This window comes from Alkaliphilus oremlandii OhILAs, from assembly GCF_000018325.1.
In the GTDB taxonomy this organism is placed as follows: domain Bacteria; phylum Bacillota; class Clostridia; order Peptostreptococcales; family Natronincolaceae; genus Alkaliphilus_B; species Alkaliphilus_B oremlandii.
In genome coordinates, this window is the sequence record NC_009922.1 from 629,215 (window position 1) to 648,356 (window position 19,142).

The following is a 19,142-nucleotide window of genomic DNA, read 5'->3' on the forward strand; positions in this document are numbered from 1 at the left end:
TGAAAGTATTTGGAAAAAATATGACAATGGACATAGATATAGGAGTGAACAGAGTGGATAAATTAAAAGCATATAAAGCGTTGACTAAGGTAATTCCTCAAGACCTTGTTTTATTGGATGAACCGATGAAAAATCATACATCCTTTAAAATCGGTGGCCCAGCAGATATTATGGTTATCCCAGAAACCATCGATCAGCTGAAAAGTGCAATTAAACTTAGTAAAGAAAATCAAATGCCTTATTTTATCATAGGAAATGGCAGCAATTTAATCGTAAGAGATAAGGGGATGCGGTGTATCGTCATTAAAATTGCAGAGCAGTTTAGTAAAGTGTCTTTTCAGGGCAATACGGTGATTGCAGAGGCTGGTATTTTACTATCCAAGTTATCTAAGAAGATCATGGCAGAGAGTCTAAAAGGCTTCGAATTTGCCAGCGGTATCCCTGGAACCCTAGGCGGTGCAATCACCATGAATGCAGGTGCCTATGGAGGCGAGATGAAGGATGTTGTGAAAGGTGCCCATCTATTGAATGACAATGGAGAGGTCCGATATTTTACCCTAGAGGAGCTAGAACTGGGGTATCGTACGAGTATCATCCAAAAACAAGGCTATATTGCATTGGATGTTGAACTAGCTCTTGAAAAAGGCGATTATCAGGAAATATTAGAAATCACCAGGGATTTAACCGAAAGAAGAACTACAAAGCAGCCGTTACATTTACCTAGTGCAGGCAGTGTTTTTAAAAGACCGGAAGGATATTTTGCAGGTAAGTTAATACAGGACAGTGGACTCAAAGGACAGCGTGTGGGTGGCGCACAGGTATCAGAACTGCACAGCGGTTTCATTGTGAATGTGGGGGATGCCACGGCGAAGGATGTTTTAGACCTCATACAATTAATCAAAGATCGAGTGTACGAAACGTTTCATGTACAGCTAGAAACGGAAGTAAGAATTGTTGGAGAAGAATAAAGAGAAGCTTTGCCTACATAAGAGGAGATGGTAAGTATGAAATTTGTAATAATCACAGGGCTATCTGGTGCCGGTAAAAGTCAGGCGATTAAATACATGGAAGACTTTGGTTACTATTGCGTTGATAATTTGCCACCGACTTTGCTCACGAAGTTTGCAGAGCTATGCTATCAATCTCAGGGTCCCATGGCGAAGGTTGCTTTAGTGATCGATATTAGAGGCGGAATGTTCTTTGAGGATCTCTTTAGTAGCTTAGAGCGTATGACAGAGGCAGGATACCAATATGAAATTTTATTTTTAGATGCCAGTGACAAAGCATTGATAAAGCGCTTCAAAGAAACGAGAAGAAGCCATCCACTGTCCGTAGATGGCTCAATTCCTGAAGGAATTGCCCTAGAGCGAGAAAAGCTGAAGGAGCTGAAGCAAAAGGCAAAACATATTATCGATACAACAAACCTTCGGTCTGCCCAGTTGAAAGAGGAATTGAATAATATTTACGTAGAAGGAAATCAATCGAACAATTTAATCATATCCATTGTATCCTTTGGATTTAAACATGGGATTCCTTTAGATGCAGATTTGGTTTTCGATGTGAGGTTTCTACCGAATCCATTCTATATCGAGGACTTAAAGGAGCTTACAGGCAATGACAAGAAAGTGCGAGATTACGTTATGAACGCTCCAATCAGTGTGGAATTTTCTAACAAGCTTAACGATATGATCAGTTTTTTAATTCCACAATACATAGAAGAAGGTAAAAACCAATTGGTAATTGCTATTGGCTGTACCGGTGGTATGCATCGCTCTGTTACCATCGCCCACGTCCTATACAACTATCTAAAGGAAAGAGGATATCGGGTACTAATGAATCATAGAGATTCCAATTTATCCATAGGAAGGAAAGGATAGACCAATGAGATTGATCCACTGGCTGAAACCCGGATTAAAAATTAAGAGATGGATAATTTGTGGCTTGGGAGGAATTGTACTTGTTTCCATAGCAATTTCCAATTATCTGAATCAGCTGAATCTTAAATTGAGCTTTTTTATGAGCGTCTTCCTAGGACTAATCGGTCTTATTACTGTATTTCTTTCTTTAAAAAGTGGAATTGTCTCTATTTTAGAGTTTGTATATTATCCAGTGACTTTGACTGGGAAAACGGATAATGGAAAATTAGATAAAAAGATTTATGATAAGAAAATCTTAGCAAGAGGACCGAGGGTGGTGGTCATCGGCGGAGGTACTGGGCTATCGGTTCTTTTAAGAGGTTTAAAGCTATTTACGTCGAATATTACGGCAATTGTTACAGTGGCAGATGATGGTGGAGGATCAGGCAAGCTGAGAGAGGACTTAGGGATGCTGCCACCGGGAGACATTAGAAACTGCATACTGGCTTTGGCCGATATGGAGCCTACCATGGAGCAGCTATTGCAGTACCGATTCAAAGAAGGCGATCTGAAGGGTCAGAGCTTTGGTAATCTGCTCATCGCCTCTATGAATGATATCAGTGGTAATTTCGAGGAAGCCATTCAGAAAATATGTGACGTTTTAGCTGTGACAGGAAAGGTTCTGCCCGTTACCCTTAGAAATATTACCCTCTATGCAAAGCTCCAAAATGGCACTGTCGTTAAAGGAGAGTCCAACATACCAATCAGAAGTAAGGCAGAAAAAAGCCCTATCGAAAAGGTTTTCATTAAGCCCAAGGAGGCTGAAACCATTAAAGATGCCTTATGTGCCATTGAAGATGCAGATATTGTTCTATTGGGTCCTGGCAGCTTATATACCAGCGTTGTACCGAATTTACTTGTAAAAAATATAAAGGAAAGCTTAAATAAAACAACGGCTATCAAAGTGTATATCACCAATGTGATGACACAGCCAGGAGAAACCGATGGATATACAGTCTCCTCCTATGTGAAGGGGCTTTTAAACCATTGGCCAGAGGGACGACTGGATTATGTAATTGCTAATACGGGCACCATCAGTGATATTGTCAGCTCAAAATATGAAACAGAAGGATCGGAAGTTACAAAGCTAACCGAATACGATAGAGAAATCCTAAGTCATATGGGGATTCAACTGATCACAGCAGATTTAATCGATATCAAAAAGGACTATGTGCGCCATGATGCCATTCAATTGTCGAAGATGATTATTGATTTGGTGCTCCAATATAAAGTTGCCAGTGACAAGAGTCGTATTATCGATTATTTTTATTTAAGAGAATTATTGAAGAAATCATAAAAGCCCGTAAGGGCTTTTTTGATGGAGGATTGACGGAATTATGCTTCTTCCATAAGAGATTCTTCTTCATCATCTACTTCAAATGGAAGGATGATATTTAATATAATACCAACAATGGCAGCTAGAGCCATGCCCACAAGCTTTATTTCTACAAAGCTTAATTTTATCGGTATGGTAGCGCCACCGAGACCAAATACTAATATCACCGCGATGATAATCATATTTCTAGATTTAGAGAAATCAACCCTATTATCCACCAGTGTTCGAGCGCCAATAGAAGCAATCATTCCAAATAAAACAATGACAGCGCCTCCGATAACTGGCTTTGGAATCGTACTTGTGAATGCATTCAGCTTTGGAATCAGTCCGATGAGTATGGTTATAACGGCAGCAATTCGCATGACTTTGGGATCCCACACTTTGGTTAGGGCTACGACTCCTGTATTTTGTGAATACGTTGTATTTGCTGGACCTCCAAAAAGAGCAGAGACCGAAGTAGCCACGCCATCCCCTATGAGTGTACGTGTAAGGCCTGGATCCTTAGCCAAGTCTTTTTTCACAACGCCACTCATTGCAAGAACATCACCAATATGCTCCACCACTGTTGTAAGTGCAATTGGTGCAACAATCATCGTTGCTCCCAAATTAAATTTAGGTAGTGAAAAGTTTGGGATGCCAAACCAAGCTGCTTGAGCAATTGGAGAATAATCTACTCTGCCTAAGATGGATGCCAATAGATATCCTGCGCCTAGACCAATGATAACAGGAACAATTCTAAGAAAACCTTTTCCAAATACAGATATGGCAATAATCGTGACTAAGGTCAACATGGATAACAGCCAATCCTGAGAAGCCATGTTAATTGCATTAGGAGCTAGGGTCATGCTGATTACAATAATAATAGGACCTGTAACGATGGGAGGGAAATATTTTAGAATTTTTTCAGAACCATAGATAGAAATCAATAAAGCAAAAATTATGTAAATAAAGCCGGCGACAATAATTCCTCCTCTTGCATACTCTAAGCCATATAATTCCCCTGCCAGAATAACAGGTGCAATAAATGAGAATGAGGAGCCAAGATATGCAGGAACTTTACTTTGTGTAATAAAATGAAATATCAAAGTACCAATTCCAGACATAATGAGAGCAACACCGATATCCAGTCCCGTTAATATAGGCACTAATACCGTAGAAGCAAAAAGTGTAAAAACATGTTGAAGACCTAGAGCTAAGCCTTTCATTGCACCGAGGGAGCTAATGTCTTCGATTGGAGCATTATGTACTTTTTTAACTTTACCCATTTACATTTCCTCCTTTAGATATCAATCAATTTGTATAAGCGCATAAAGTATGGGACGATCCTCCTCCCTATTTAATTTTGAAGATACGTATATACAATGATATACGCCGTATTATGAACATAATCCTTTGTCAAATAATGACCAAAATCTAAAGAGAACTTGCGAAACTATTTGTTTATTATATATAAAACTGTTTATTTAAGTACATAAGCAGTTCTAACTTAACAAAAATTGAATAGAATTGTGACTTCGCAGCGACAGCGTTATTTCATTTATATGAATTTTAAAAATACAAAATGTATTGAATATATATACGGTAGTTACTAAATATTGAAAACTGTGATTTAATATGGTAACTTAGTAATATAATAAAAACAGAATTCTAAATATGGTATATAATATACAAAAGAGCAGTTGAAGCATAAAGGAGTGGAGGTTGTGCGTGAAGAAATAAGTGCTGGAGGCGTTGTCGTTTTTGGAAATACCATATTGCTCTTAAAAAAATATAATGGAGACTGGGTACTTCCAAAAGGAAAAGTAGAACTGGACGAAACCTTTGAACAAACTGCTATTAGAGAGGTATACGAAGAAGCCTCTGTTAAAGTAGAAGTTATCAAATATCTTGGTGAAATACACTATACCTATAAAAATAATTGGGAGGATAATAATCTGATCAATAAAACTGTACATTGGTTTCTGATGCAATCTAGAACCATGGATTGTATTCCTTTAAGAGAAGAAGGCTTTATTGATGCTAAATTTATTCACATGAATAGATCGGCAGATTTAGCGAAATATCATGACGAAAAAGAAATTATAACGAAGGCCATTGCAGAATATAACAAAACCTCTAATGCATAAGAAAAATGTACCTAAAAATAGATTATAAAGGTTGTGGTAGTATGTCATTTTCAGCAGTGACAAAGGGCGAACTTGCAAGAATTTATTCGAAAGACAGATGTTGCCAATTGGCAGAGCTAGCTGCTTTAATAAGAATGTGCGGTACTCTTCAATTGGTAGGAGGTGCACAAAAGCTAAATATTAAATTAACTACGGAAAATCCGGCAATTGCAAGAAAATTATTTAAGCTTTTTAAAGATTTATTTGGTGTTCATATCGAAGTAATGATCCGTCGAAATCCAAGGCTAAGAAAAAACAATCATTACTTAATGGTTGTGACCCATGGTATGGGGAGTACGGATATTTTAGAGAAGGTTAAAATTCTAAAAAAAGAGGCGAATTCCTTCGATATTTCATATGGTGTACCTTTAATGTTACTGCAGAATCGTTGCTGTAGACGGGCTTATTTAAGAGGTGCTTTTTTAGGGGGCGGCTCAGTCAGTGATCCCGAAAAAACGTACCACTTAGAATTTGTTACCCATAGCCATGAGCATAGTGAATCTTTAAGGGATTTGATCAATGACTTTCAGTTAACCTCAAAAATCGTAGAGCGAAAGGGAAGCTACGTCGTATATTTGAAAGAAGGAGACCAGATCGTGGACTTATTGAATATTATGGAGGCTCATAGTGCTTTGTTGGAGCTGGAAAATGTACGGATCTATAAGCAGATGAGAAATGATGTAAATCGGATCGTTAATTGTGAGACAGCAAATTTAAGCAAAACTGTAGATGCGGCCATAAGGCAGATTGAAAACATAGAATATATCAAAAATACCGTAGGGTTAGGATATTTACCAGAAAACCTAAGGGAAATCGCGGAGATTAGATTGGAATATGAGGATGCAACACTGAAGGAGCTAGGGGAGATGCTCAGCCCAGCCATCGGTAAATCTGGTGTAAATCATAGACTGAGAAAAATTGATGAAATCGCCACGAAATTACAAGAAGGAAAAATAAAAAATTAAGAATATTTAATATTTTGTAGAAAATTATATTAAATAAAGTAAAATACAAAGAAAAGCTCATTTTAGGGCTTTCTTTTTTTATTATAAAATTAAGAATATTTTGCCCTTCACTACGAAAAATTGATATAATATTCTTAATAGTATGGAAGGAGTGATTTTTTTGATTAATAATATTGATATTTCAAATGCAATGACTATTAAATTGGATAATATACTTCCAGAAATGCCTCCCTTTGTTGAAGGTATTCGAAGAGCACCGGATAGGGGATTTAAGCTAACGAAGGAACAGACAGAAACTGCACTGAAAAATGCATTGCGGTACATACCAGAGGAACTGCATGAAGCTTTAGCACCAGAGTTTCTAGAGGAACTGATGACTATGGGGAGAATTTATGGTTATCGTTTTAGACCAGAGGGGCAGATCAAAGGAAAACCGATACAGGAGTATCAAGGGAATTGCATAGAGGGAAAAGCCTTCCAAGTAATGATCGACAACAATTTAGATTTTGATGTAGCGCTATATCCATATGAGTTAATAACCTATGGGGAGACAGGAAGTGTATTTCAAAACTGGATGCAGTATCGATTGGTAAAAAAATATTTAGAGGTTATGACGGACCATCAAACATTGGTTCTGGAATCAGGACATCCATTGGGATTGTTTAGATCCAAGCCAGATAGCCCAAGAGTCATTATCACCAATGCTCTCATGATTGGTATGTTTGACAATTTAGAGGATTGGGAGATTGCAGAACAAATGGGTGTAGCCAACTACGGACAAATGACTGCTGGTGGATGGATGTACATTGGACCGCAGGGAATTGTTCATGGAACATTTAACACCTTATTAAATGCAGGTCGATTAAAGTTCGGTATGGGACCGGAAGAAGATTTAAAAGGAAAGCTATTCATCAGTTCAGGTTTAGGCGGTATGAGCGGTGCACAACCTAAGGCCATTGAAATTGCAGGTGGTGTAGGTATTGTGGCAGAAGTGGACTATTCTAGAATCAAAACGAGATACGACCAAGGTTGGGTGAAGCGATACTCAGCAGATTTAAAGGAAGTGTTTGATATTGCCAAAGAATACATAGAGAAGAAAGAGCCAATGTCCATTGCTTACCATGGAAATATTGTAGATTTATTGCAGTATGTTGTAGATCATCATATCAAACTAGAACTATTGTCCGATCAAACGTCTTGTCATGCCGCATATGATGGCGGATACTGTCCGCAAGGATTGACCTTTGAAGAGCGAACTGTAATGCTGAAAAAAGATCGAGGAGCGTTTAAAAAACGGGTGGATGAAACCCTAAGAACCCATTTTAATTTGATTAAAACATTAGTAGAGAGAGGCACCTATTTCTTTGACTACGGCAATTCTTTTATGAAGGCAATCTATGATGCAGGGGTGAAAGAAATCTCTAAAAATGGCATCGATGAAAAAGACGGCTTTATATTCCCATCCTATGTGGAGGATATTATGGGACCAGAGCTTTTCGACTATGGCTATGGACCTTTCCGCTGGGTTTGCTTAAGTGGAGATCACGAGGATTTAATTAAAACAGACAAAGCCGCAATGGATTGTATTGATCCGACGAGAAGAGGCCAAGACAGAGATAACTATGTATGGATTCGAGATGCAGAAAAGAATCAGTTAGTGGTAGGAACCCAAGCTAGAATCCTTTACCAAGATGCGATGGGAAGAACTAAAATCGCACTGAAGTTCAATGAGATGGTGCGAAATGGTGAAGTAGGACCGATTATGTTGGGAAGAGACCACCACGACGTTAGCGGTACGGACTCTCCATTTAGAGAAACAGCCAACATTAAAGATGGAAGTAATGTAATGGCAGATATGGCAACCCAATGCTTTGCAGGAAATGCTGCAAGGGGTATGAGCTTAATCGCTTTACATAACGGTGGCGGTGTAGGCATTGGAAAATCCATCAATGGTGGATTTGGCATGGTGCTGGATGGCAGTGAAAGAGTGGATAAAATCTTAAATTCTGCCATGCCTTGGGACGTCATGGGCGGCGTTGCAAGAAGAGCTTGGGCAAGAAATGAGAACTCTATTTCAACCAGTATGGAGTATAACAAAAACAATGAAGGTACGGATCATATTACCATACCGTATGTACCAAAAGCAGAATTGGTTCAAGGTTTAGTTGAAGCTGCTTTCAATAAAAAATAAACCTATGAATATGAATATAAAAAATTCGTACAAAATGAGAAACATTATATTTGTTGCAGTATATTCAAATACAAAACAATGAAAGGGTGGACAAAATGAGCAATGTAAAAAAAGTAGTTCAATGTGTACCTAATTTTAGTGAAGGAAGAGACTTAGACAAGGTAGAAAGAATCATCAATCCTTTTAGGGGAAAAGAAGGCGTTAAGCTTTTAGATTATAGTACAGACTTCGACCACAACAGAGCTGTAGTTACTGTAGTAGGAGAGCCTGAAGCAGTGAAGCATGCTGTGATAGAAGCTATGAGAATCGCTATCGAGGAGATCGATATGACAAAGCACGAAGGACAGCATCCTAGAATGGGCGCAATCGACGTTGTACCCTTCATACCGATTAAAAATATGACCATGGAAGAAGCAGTTGAGCTGGCAAAGGAAGTAGGAAAAGAAGCTTGGGAAAAGTATAACCTACCGATATTCCTTTATGAGAAGGCAGCATCTAATCCGGAGAGAGAAAACCTTGCAACGGTTCGAAAGGGACAATTTGAAGGCATGGCAGAAAAGGTAAAAGCTCCTGAGTGGGCTCCTGACTTTGGAAATGGGGAAATCCATCCTACAGCTGGTATAACCGCTGTGGGCGCTAGAATGCCATTGGTAGCCTTCAACGTGAACCTAGATAGTCCAACGCTGGAAATCGCTAACAAAATCGCGAAAAATGTAAGACATTTATCCGGTGGATTGAGATACTGTAAAGGGATTGGCATCGAGCTGAAGGAACGTGGTATCGTACAGGTATCCATGAACATGACGGACTATACAAAAACAGCTCTATACCGTGCTTTTGAGCTTATAAAGATAGAAGCAAGACGATATGGCGTTAATGTAATTGGCAGCGAAATCATCGGTCTATTGCCTATGGAAGCTCTCATAGACACAGCAGTGTATTACTTAGGGGTAGAAGATTTTTCAATGGATCAGGTTTTAGAATATAGAATGATGGAATAGATAAAAGCAATGGAGAACCCTATAGAAGGGGATTCCATTGCTTTTTTATGTTTTGTATTTTTACTATTTACTAAGACATAAACTATAGTTTTAATCTGCCATTTACAGATCGAGCGTTTACTACTTCCTTTGCAAAAACATAAGGGCTATAAGTGAAGGTTGTTAGAATAATAAATAGAAATAAGAATAGGACGGTAGTTCTTAAATGACTTATTTTATGGGTTTCTTTGCTAAACATCCATGTAACGAGAAGGCTAAACAATAAAATTAAAAATATAATCACATATTGGGAACCATAAGGAGATAGTAGCTTTGGATAAATAACGGTATATCGATCATCGTAAAATTCATTGAAAAATTTCATAAAGACGATATAGGTACTGAAGGACAGCAGTAGAACATAGACATTTTTATTCAACTTTTTTGAAAGATACATGAATACAATAAAAACCAAGCCAATGGGAATTACAGTCACCATGCCTAAATAAGCCAACATCGGCAGTGTAGTAAAAATATTATGAGCGAACATTTCTACGATGGAGCCCCAAGTGATGATCGTATCCTTTAAAAGAATACCCGCTGTTTCACTGATAGAATGCTGTATTTGCATCGTTAAAATACTGATAAAAAATAAAATTAACAAGTAGCTAGACATCACTGGGTTTGAATCAAACCATGAATTTAACTTTTCGAAGCCTTTTTTATCGGATAGACCGTATTTTAATATGAATAGAACAATGCCTACAACAATGAGCCACCCTATGGATTTTAGCACCTGACTTATTTCTGAAAATAAATTAAATTGTCCATATTCAGTGATATACGCCTCTAGCAATGCACCAACCTCTGCAACTTTAGATAGATTGATAGAATCAGAAGTGTCTAGCACTGTACCTATATTTTCGTTACAATCATAGGTTAATGTGGAGGCGATCATACCAAAATTTCGAAATAAAGCATATTCTCCCTGTAAATATCCATCGTCCAGTTCGTAGGAGATATTTTGTCCATCAGCAGTAGTAGCCAGTTGATGGAGTATTTTGTTCGCTGTTTTTCTCTCCGTTCTTGGTTTTACAAAAGTAGCGATTTTCAAAGGGGTATCTCCATCAGAGGATAGATGATCGAGATAAATGATCTCAGCTTTTTCAGGAAAGGTCATGGAATCTCTTAAATATTGTTCAACGCCCATAGAACCTGTATGCTTTCCATTAAAACCTGCAAAAAGAAGGTTTGAGTCTAAAGGTTTTTCTGTAGTAGATAGTATACGGGCTAATTCAAGGATTAAGGAAATTGAGGCTCCATTGTCAGCGGCGCCAGGATAAACTTTTCCATCCCAATTTAACCCTAAACCATCGATTGATGTTGCTATGACAAGGTAATCTCCATTGGGATAATTCTTTCCCGGCAGAACGTTATAGATATTACTAGATAAAATTTCTTGAAAGGTAATTGGGATATGGATATCTAGGTGGTACCCTCTATTTGTATAATCTAATAATGCTTTATATGTATTTTTTGGTACCCCTATTTTAATCAACCCATTGGCAGGGATCATCGTATTTTTATCACCAAGGTGAACCTTTCTTTTTGTAGTAAAGTTATGATCTAAGTAAATAATGACTTTAGCTTTTCCTAAATAATATAATCGATGGTCTATTTCTTCGTCACTGAGCCGTAGTTTTTTCATAGGATTGTCTTCATAATCGATCAGAACGGCCTGATCTTTAAATTGTTCATCGCCCTGAGTAATTTCTTTAGGGTCTGTAATATGATTCATCCGACCTTTAAAGCTTCCACCCATACTCATATTGTCCATTATGAACATAAAGTTTTTCTGTTCTTCATAGGCATCAACGAATTTTCCATCAGATTCGATCACATTAAATTTCGGTACGCCATTCCACGTAAAGTTGACCGCCTTAAACTCCTGTCTATAGCCTTCGCTGGTAAAGCTGCGGAGTCCCATGTCTTTAAAATGATCTTCTATGTAGGCTAGAACCTTTTCATTACCCTTGGTGCCGATTAATCTGCCTTCATATTCCGGTGATGTCAATGAATCTAAATGGGACTTAATATTACTTTCGTTAATACTTGTTTTCATTGGCTGTCCACTTGAAAAAACAGTGGTAAGTACAATAAAGAATAATAGGGGCATTGCAAGCTTTAAACATACTTTCTTCAAACGATGCACCTCCTGCTCTGGTTTATTTTTCGTAGCATATTGGAATGAATGCCACACATGGCTTGGATATCAGTTTGTACATATCCCATAGACCCTTTGATATCTTCAAGTTTGGAGCAAAAATCAGTAAAATCATAAGATGCAAAAATAAAATCTCTCCTACACCAAATTAATTCCAGTTTAGATATAATTAGTTCTATTATATAATAAAATCAGATAAAATAAAATATTTTGAAAATAATTAGAAGGTTTGGCGTAAATGGTTCTGAAACTACCGAAACTCTACAAAACCTCCCATATAGATAAAATATAAAAACATCTACAGTTTTGAAGGGGGAAAATAATACGGACCTACCCGTTGTGTGAAAAATTAATGGAAAGAGGATTTTTCCATGGCGATGGATATGGACTTAAATAGATTCATGAAGATCGTGATAATTTATTAGAAAAAATAGGTACAGGGAAATGAATCAAGCTTACAAGTTTATTGAGAGATGGTAATATGCTGGAAACATATTGTTGTGCGTAATGTCAAAATGAAATCGATTGAAAATAATAAACTGTAGATTTCATTTATGGGCTTCAGTACAAAAGAATAATGAGGAATTCAAATCTATCATATTTTGCGTAGCCTTAGAATAAAATTTTGATCTTTCCATGGATTCCTATAGTGAGATCGAGATTTTTATGATAAAATACTAAAGATTAGAATCGATACGCTAAGGAGAAGAAAGGAATCGAATAAAATGAATGTAGGATTTATATCTTTAGGATGTAGTAAGAACTTGGTTGTGACAGAAGAAATCATCGGCTTATTTAAAAGCAACCATTTTAATATAGTGAATAAAAAAGAAGATGCAGAAATCATCGTTATCAATACTTGTGGATTTATAGAATCAGCAAAGCAAGAAGCCATCAACACCATATTAGAAATGGCGAAGCTCAAAAATAACAAATGCAAATATTTGATTGTAGCGGGATGTTTGGTCCAGCGATACAAAAAAGAGTTGGAAAAAGCAATTCCAGAGGTGGATTTATTCATCAGTATCAGTGAATACAAGCAGATCTGGAAGGAAATTGAGAATTTATTGGACTTAGAGACCGGCAAGGAGTCGAATCTAGACTATCATAATAGGGTATTGACCACAGGCAGTAATATGGCGTATTTAAAAATAGGGGAAGGCTGTGATAATCACTGTACCTATTGTGCCATTCCAAATATTCAAGGCCCTTATATCTCTAGAACCATGGAGGATATTCTAAAAGAGGCTAGAAATCTTGCGAAACAAGGGATCAAAGAGCTGATCGTTATTGCACAGGATACGACAAAATATGGCCTGGATATCTATGGAGAAGCAAGACTTCCACAGCTATTAGAGGAACTTTGTAAAATAGAAGACATCGAGTGGGTCAGATTCTTATACGTATATCCAGAGAGCATAACGGATGAACTGATCAAAGTCGTGGGAGAGAATGACAAGATCTGTAATTATTTTGATATTCCAATTCAGCATATATCAGATTCTGTATTAAAACGAATGAATAGAAAAAGTGATGGTGCCAGTGTAAGAAATATCATTGAAAAAATAAGAAGAGAAATTCCAGATGTGATCATAAGAACAACTTTAATCGTAGGGTTCCCAGGAGAAACAGAGGAAGACTTCAAAGAGCTGTATGAATTTGTGGAGGAAACCAAGTTCGACAAGCTGGGGGTGTTTGCTTATTCTAAAGAGGACAATACACCAGCAGCAAAGCTGAAAGAACAGATTCATCATGCGACGAAAAAAAGCAGACTTCGTAAGATCATGGCGTTACAGGAAAAGATATCGAGAGAAAGCTTAGAGCAAAAAGTAGGGAATGTTTACAAAGTATTAATAGAGTCCAGAACCAAAGGGGGCAATTACTATATCGGCAGAACCTATATGGATGTTCCCGATATGGATGGTGTCGTTTATATCGTCAATAATACGAAGGAAAATTTAATGAATACCTTTGTAGATTGCAGGATTCAAAGAGCAAAGGATTATGACTTATTTGGCGAATTATATACAGAAGGAAAATAAAAAATGGAACCAGGAACTATCATCACATGATACTTCCTGTTTTTTTATGACCTAACCCAATTTATGCGACCGAAGGAAGCAATAAATCGATGGTAGGTCAAACGCAACGAACACCAAATTTGCACGACCGGAGGAAGTGAACAAATTTGAGTTGTGAGACTGCGAAATAACCCGATTTATGCGACCGAAGGAAGCAATAAATCGATGGTAGGTCAAACTTTACTTGTTTTAGTAGGAATACAAAAACTATGATATTTTTAAAGAATCTATTATAATGGAAGTAATACAACTTACTTAAAGAAAGATATTTGAAATAATTTTAGTACAAATAGGTAGCCAATATTAAAGATAAAACCTGTTTACCTATGAAACCGAGGTGAAATAAAATGAGCAATCAATTCGTACATCTACACGTTCATACGGAATACAGTCTTTTAGATGGATTCACTGTGATTAATAAGGCAATGGAACGAGTAAAGGAGATGGGTATGAACGCCATCGCCATTACAGACCATGGCAGTATGTTCGGTGTAGTGGACTTTTATAAAGCAGCAAAGAAAAATGGCATCAAACCCATCATTGGCTGTGAGGTATATACCGCACCTAGAAGTATGGCGGATAAAGATCCACAGAAGGATAAAAACCAAGGTCATCTCGTTTTATTGGCGAAAAACGAAGAAGGCTATCAGAATATCATAAAGATGGTATCCAATGGTTTTTTAGAAGGTTTTTATTATAAGCCGAGAATCGATTACGATGAACTTGAAAGGCATAGCAAGGGAATCATCTGTTTGAGTGCCTGCCTTGCAGGGGATATTCAGCAGCTTTTACTGCAGGATCAATACGAAAGCGCTAAGGCTTTGGCTCTAAGACTCAATGCCATGTTTGAGGAAAATAGCTTTTATTTAGAGCTACAGGATCACAACATGGCGGAGCAAAAAAAGGTGAATTTAGGGTTGATAAAGCTGAGCAGAGAAACGGGAATCCCTTTGGTTGCAACCAACGATGCCCATTATATCAATAAGGAGGATGCCAAAGCACACGATATTTTACTCTGCATACAAACTGGAAAGATTGTAGAAGATCAAGAGCGGATGAGATTTCCCAATGATGAATTTTATCTAAAATCTCCAGAGGAAATGATGAAGATCTTTGACTTCGCACCAGAGGCCATATCCAACACCGTTAAAATTGCAGAACAGTGCAACTTTGATTTTGATTTCAATACCATCCATCTACCGGAATACCATGTGCCTCAAGATGTAAACAAAGAGGACTATTTGAGAAAGCTTTGCTTCGAGGGATTGAATAAAAGATATACGTCAGTGACAGAAGAGCTAGAAAGTCGTCTGGAAGGGGAGCTTTCTGTTATTGAGAAAATGGGTTATGTGGAGTATTTCCTAATCGTTTGGGACTTTATAAAATATGCAAAGGATAACGGTATCCCTGTAGGGCCGGGCAGAGGAAGTGCAGCAGGAAGTATCGTGGCCTATACCTTGGGAATCACCGATGTGGACCCTATCAAATACAATCTCATTTTCGAGCGTTTTTTAAATCCTGAAAGAATATCCATGCCCGATATCGATATTGACTTCTGCTACGAACGACGGGAGGAAGTCATCGATTATGTGAAGCAGAAATACGGTGAAGATAAGGTGGCTCAAATCATTACCTTTGGAACCATGGCAGCGAGGGCGGCCATTCGAGATGTAGGTAGAGTGATCAATATGCCTTATAACGAAGTGGATAAAATAGCGAAGCAAATCCCCTTTGCCATCGGAATGACCATAGAAAAAGCGCTGAAGATGAATCCCGAGCTAAAATCCATATACGAAGAAAATGAGCAAGGCAGATATTTAATCGATATGGCTAGAAGGCTAGAGGGAATGCCGAGACATGCTTCCACCCATGCAGCAGGTGTGGTAATTGCTAAAAAACCACTAAAGGAGCATGTGCCTTTATATGTTCATGACGATAACAGTACCACACAGTTTACCATGGGAACCTTGGAGGAACTGGGACTTTTAAAAATGGATTTCCTAGGACTGAGGACATTGACCGTAATAAAGGATGCCATTGACTTAATTGAAAAGAATCACGGTATTAAACTGGATCTTTCCGACAGTAAATACGATGACGAGAAGGTCTATGATTTGATCAGTAAAGGCGACACACTGGGGTTATTCCAGCTGGAAAGTGCCGGTATGATCCAGTTTTTAAAGGAGCTAAAGCCCAATTGCTTCGAGGATATTATTGCGGGGATTTCTTTGTATCGTCCAGGGCCTATGGATTCCATTCCAAGATATATTGAAAATAAAAATAACCCTGAGAAAATTAAATACATCCATGAAAGCTTGGAGCCTATTTTAAATGTAACCTATGGCTGTATGGTCTACCAAGAGCAGATTATGCAAATCGTTCGAGATTTAGCCGGATATAGCTACGGAAGATCAGACCTTGTAAGACGTGCCATGGGAAAAAAGAAAATGGATGTAATGGAGCAGGAAAGAAAGAACTTTATCTATGGTATCGTCAATGAAAAAGGCGAGGTAGAAGTTGCTGGCTGTATCAGGAATGGTGTGCCAGAGGATGTTGCAAATAAAATATACGATGAGATGATCGACTTTGCAAACTATGGCTTTAATAAATCCCACGCCGCCGCTTATGCCGTTCTTGCCTACGAAACTGCTTATTTAAAAACTTACTATAAGGTAGAATTTATGGCAGCGTTAATGACCAGCGTCATGGGCAATACGTCGAAGGTAGTGCAGTACATTCAAGATTGTAAAAAACAAAATATAAAAATACTGCCCCCGAGCATTAATCGAAGCTTTAGTAAATTCACTGTTGAAGGTGAAAGTATCCGCTTTGCTTTAGGCGCTGTAAAAAATGTAGGTATCGGTATGATCAATAATCTGGTTCAGATTCGAGAAACCACAGGAGATTTTTCTACATTTTTAGATTTCTGTCAAAGAGTAGAATCGAAAGATATCAACAAAAGGGCTGTGGAAAGCTTAATCAAATGTGGAGCATTTGATAATATGGGTGGAAATCGTGCACAGCTAATGGCAAGCTTCGAAGGCATCATGGACAATATACAGCAGGAGAAAAGGAGAAAGCTAGAGGGACAAATTGACCTTTTCCAAATGAATGAAGAGATGGATGCTTCAATGAACACCGTAAATTTTCCAGATATCAAAGATTTTAGTGAAAAGATACGGCTCAGTATGGAAAAAGAAGTGGTGGGCTTTTACATCAGCGGCCATCCACTATCGGAATACGAGAAGGAATTGGAACAAATCGTTTCTGCCAATAGTGCACAGCTGATAGAGGCCATGGAAAATTTAGCGGAATCCCAGTTGAAAGATGGACAACCGATCATCGTTGGTGGTATGATTGCAGAGATCAATTCCAAAATAACGAGAAACAATCAGATGATGGCTTTCATCGTTTTAGAAGACTTATTTGGTAGTTTAGAATGCATTGTTTTTCCCAGGACTCTAAAGCAATACAATCACTTGATAGAGGAAGATGGCTTTATTGTGATTCAAGGGATATTGAGCTTGAAAGAGGATGAGGAGCCAAAAGTATTGGTAAACCGTATGACACCTTTAGTAAAGGTATCGGAGGAGCATTTGAAATCTCTAGAAAAAGGGAATCATAAGGTCTTTATTAAGCTGAAAAGTAAAAAGGACTGGCATCAAATTGAAGAGATTAAGCCTACATTAAAGAAGTATAGTGGGAGTACACCCATCGTCATTTATATTGAAGAAACCAATGAAAAGCTGAAAGCAGATAGAGGACTGTGGATATCTTTAAATGATGAGGTTATATTGAAGCTCCAAGATTTTTTTGGAGAGGAAAATATAAAAATACTGTAATTTAAATTTTGTAGGATAGTACCAACTAAGTTATAAATATGTGATATAATATGACATGGACAAATAGAAAAGGGTTATTTAAAAATTCAAAATGATAGAGGAGGCCTAGTTAAATGTGGACAGTTATATACATGGCTAATACACGTCAAGACGCAGAAGAAATACAAAATATACTAGTGAAAGAGGGCTTCTTGGTTAAAGTTAGACCGATTAGTAAAAATAATGTAGATGGAACGACGGAAGTTTTAGTACCAAGATCAGAGGTAGAAGAGGTGCACTCTATTTTGATTCAGCTAGGACTTTAGCGATCAGTTAGAATACAGAATAAAAGTTGAGCTGTAATTGTTTAACAAAGTCCATTTAGGTTAAATATCTATATAAATGAGACTTTGTTATTTTTAATTGTTGAAGAACTTATAAAATTTTGGTGGATGAAAATTTAAAGGCGGAGCGAGAGTGGGGGCTATACATGAAGAAAATTGCTGTATTAACCAGCGGTGGCGATGCACCAGGAATGAATGCTGCAGTCCGTGCTGTAGTAAGAAGCGGAATTTATAATGAGATGAAGGTCATGGGGGTAAAACAAGGGTACAATGGGTTGATTAACGCTCAAATAGAGGAGATGAATCTTTCTTCTGTAGCGGATATTATCCATCGCGGAGGGACCATCCTCAGAACTGCAAGAAGCGAAGAGTTTATGACAGAGGAAGGGCAAAGAAAGGCACTGAATGTCATCAAGGTTTTAGGAATCGAGGGGATTGTTGCAATCGGTGGAGATGGTTCCATTCGTGGTGCAAAGACCCTCAATGAACTAGGAATCCCTACCATCGGTGTTCCGGGAACCATTGATAACGACTTGGCCTATACGGACTATACCATAGGCTTTGATACCTCTGTTAATACAGTAGTAGATGCCATCAGCAAAATCAGGGATACTTCCACATCCCATGGACGAGCTAATATTATTGAAGTTATGGGCAGACATTGCGGCGATATTGCTCTGATGGCTGGACTGGCAGGAGGCGCAGAAAGCATTATCGTTCCTGAAGTCGGTGTTGATGTGGATGAGGTATGCAATAAGCTTTTAAAGGGAAGATACCGAGGAAAACTGCATAGTATCATCATTTTAGCGGAGGGCGCCGGCAGTGCAATTGAAATGAGTAAGGAAATTGAAGAGAAAACAGGGATTGAAACGAGAGCGACAATTCTAGGACACCTGCAAAGAGGTGGAAGTCCAACGGCTTCCGATCGAATTCTAGCCAGCAAATTGGGCGCAAGGGCTGTAGAATTACTTCTTCAAGATATCGGCAATCGAGTGGTAGGCGTTCATGGAAAGAATGTGATCGATATGGATATAGATGAAGCTTTAAGTATGAAAAGCAATTTTGATATAGAAACCTATGAATTGACGAAGATACTATCTATTTAGGTGTGAGCTAAGG

13 protein-coding genes are annotated in these 19,142 nt (G+C 38.0%); 11 read left to right on the top strand and 2 right to left on the bottom strand.

The features are described 5' to 3' along the window. Positions 1 to 53 precede the first annotated feature (53 nt). The 3 genes from murB (at position 54) to CLOS_RS03020 (ending at position 3,213) form a co-directional block, all read left to right on the top strand. A complete protein-coding gene (murB, locus tag CLOS_RS03010) occupies positions 54 to 968 on the top strand; it encodes a UDP-N-acetylmuramate dehydrogenase (protein WP_041719580.1) in 915 nt (304 codons plus the stop codon). Positions 969 to 1,004: 36 nt separating this feature from the next. After that, entirely contained in the window at positions 1,005 to 1,877 is an 873-nt protein-coding gene (rapZ, locus tag CLOS_RS03015; protein ID WP_012158450.1) for an RNase adapter RapZ, read from the top strand. Between the two features lie 139 nt (positions 1,878 to 2,016). Then, positions 2,017 to 3,213, top strand: coding sequence for a gluconeogenesis factor YvcK family protein (locus CLOS_RS03020; RefSeq protein ID WP_330360310.1), 1,197 nt, complete (start codon positions 2,017 to 2,019; stop codon positions 3,211 to 3,213). Positions 3,214 to 3,251: 38 nt separating this feature from the next. Here the strand turns inward: CLOS_RS03020 and CLOS_RS03025 are convergent, their stop codons facing one another. Continuing rightward, positions 3,252 to 4,517, bottom strand: coding sequence for a uracil-xanthine permease family protein (locus CLOS_RS03025; protein ID WP_012158452.1), 1,266 nt, complete (start codon positions 4,515 to 4,517; stop codon positions 3,252 to 3,254). Positions 4,518 to 4,955: 438 nt separating this feature from the next. Between CLOS_RS03025 and CLOS_RS03030 the strand changes: the two genes are divergently transcribed. The 4 genes from CLOS_RS03030 (at position 4,956) to ftcD (ending at position 9,574) form a co-directional block, all read left to right on the top strand. Continuing rightward, positions 4,956 to 5,378, top strand: a complete 423-nt coding sequence (locus tag CLOS_RS03030) for an NUDIX hydrolase (RefSeq protein WP_012158453.1) — start codon at positions 4,956 to 4,958, stop codon at positions 5,376 to 5,378. 41 nt (positions 5,379 to 5,419) lie between these two features. Further along, positions 5,420 to 6,382, top strand: coding sequence for a DNA-binding protein WhiA (whiA, locus tag CLOS_RS03035; protein WP_012158454.1), 963 nt, complete (start codon positions 5,420 to 5,422; stop codon positions 6,380 to 6,382). Between the two features lie 160 nt (positions 6,383 to 6,542). After that, positions 6,543 to 8,573: a urocanate hydratase gene (locus tag CLOS_RS03040; RefSeq protein WP_012158455.1), complete on the top strand. Its 2,031-nt coding sequence runs from the start codon at positions 6,543 to 6,545 to the stop codon at positions 8,571 to 8,573. A 95-nt stretch (positions 8,574 to 8,668) separates the two neighbouring features. Continuing rightward, complete coding sequence (ftcD, locus tag CLOS_RS03045; RefSeq protein ID WP_012158456.1) at positions 8,669 to 9,574, top strand: glutamate formimidoyltransferase; 906 nt, start codon at positions 8,669 to 8,671, stop codon at positions 9,572 to 9,574. Between the two features lie 82 nt (positions 9,575 to 9,656). Here ftcD and CLOS_RS03050 read toward each other — a convergent pair whose 3' ends face one another. Continuing rightward, entirely contained in the window at positions 9,657 to 11,756 is a 2,100-nt protein-coding gene (locus CLOS_RS03050) for a M28 family peptidase (protein WP_012158457.1), read from the bottom strand. 746 nt (positions 11,757 to 12,502) lie between these two features. Here CLOS_RS03050 and rimO point away from each other — a divergent pair. The 4 genes from rimO (at position 12,503) to pfkA (ending at position 19,129) form a co-directional block, all read left to right on the top strand. Further along, positions 12,503 to 13,819: a 30S ribosomal protein S12 methylthiotransferase RimO gene (rimO, locus tag CLOS_RS03055; protein WP_012158458.1), complete on the top strand. Its 1,317-nt coding sequence runs from the start codon at positions 12,503 to 12,505 to the stop codon at positions 13,817 to 13,819. Positions 13,820 to 14,205: 386 nt separating this feature from the next. Further along, entirely contained in the window at positions 14,206 to 17,700 is a 3,495-nt protein-coding gene (locus tag CLOS_RS03060) for a DNA polymerase III subunit alpha (protein WP_012158459.1), read from the top strand. Between the two features lie 131 nt (positions 17,701 to 17,831). Next, positions 17,832 to 18,005, top strand: coding sequence for a hypothetical protein (locus CLOS_RS03065; protein WP_330360311.1), 174 nt, complete (start codon positions 17,832 to 17,834; stop codon positions 18,003 to 18,005). A gap of 164 nt (positions 18,006 to 18,169) precedes the next feature. Further along, positions 18,170 to 19,129, top strand: coding sequence for a 6-phosphofructokinase (pfkA, locus tag CLOS_RS03070; protein WP_012158461.1), 960 nt, complete (start codon positions 18,170 to 18,172; stop codon positions 19,127 to 19,129). The last annotated feature ends 13 nt before the right edge of the window (positions 19,130 to 19,142 follow it).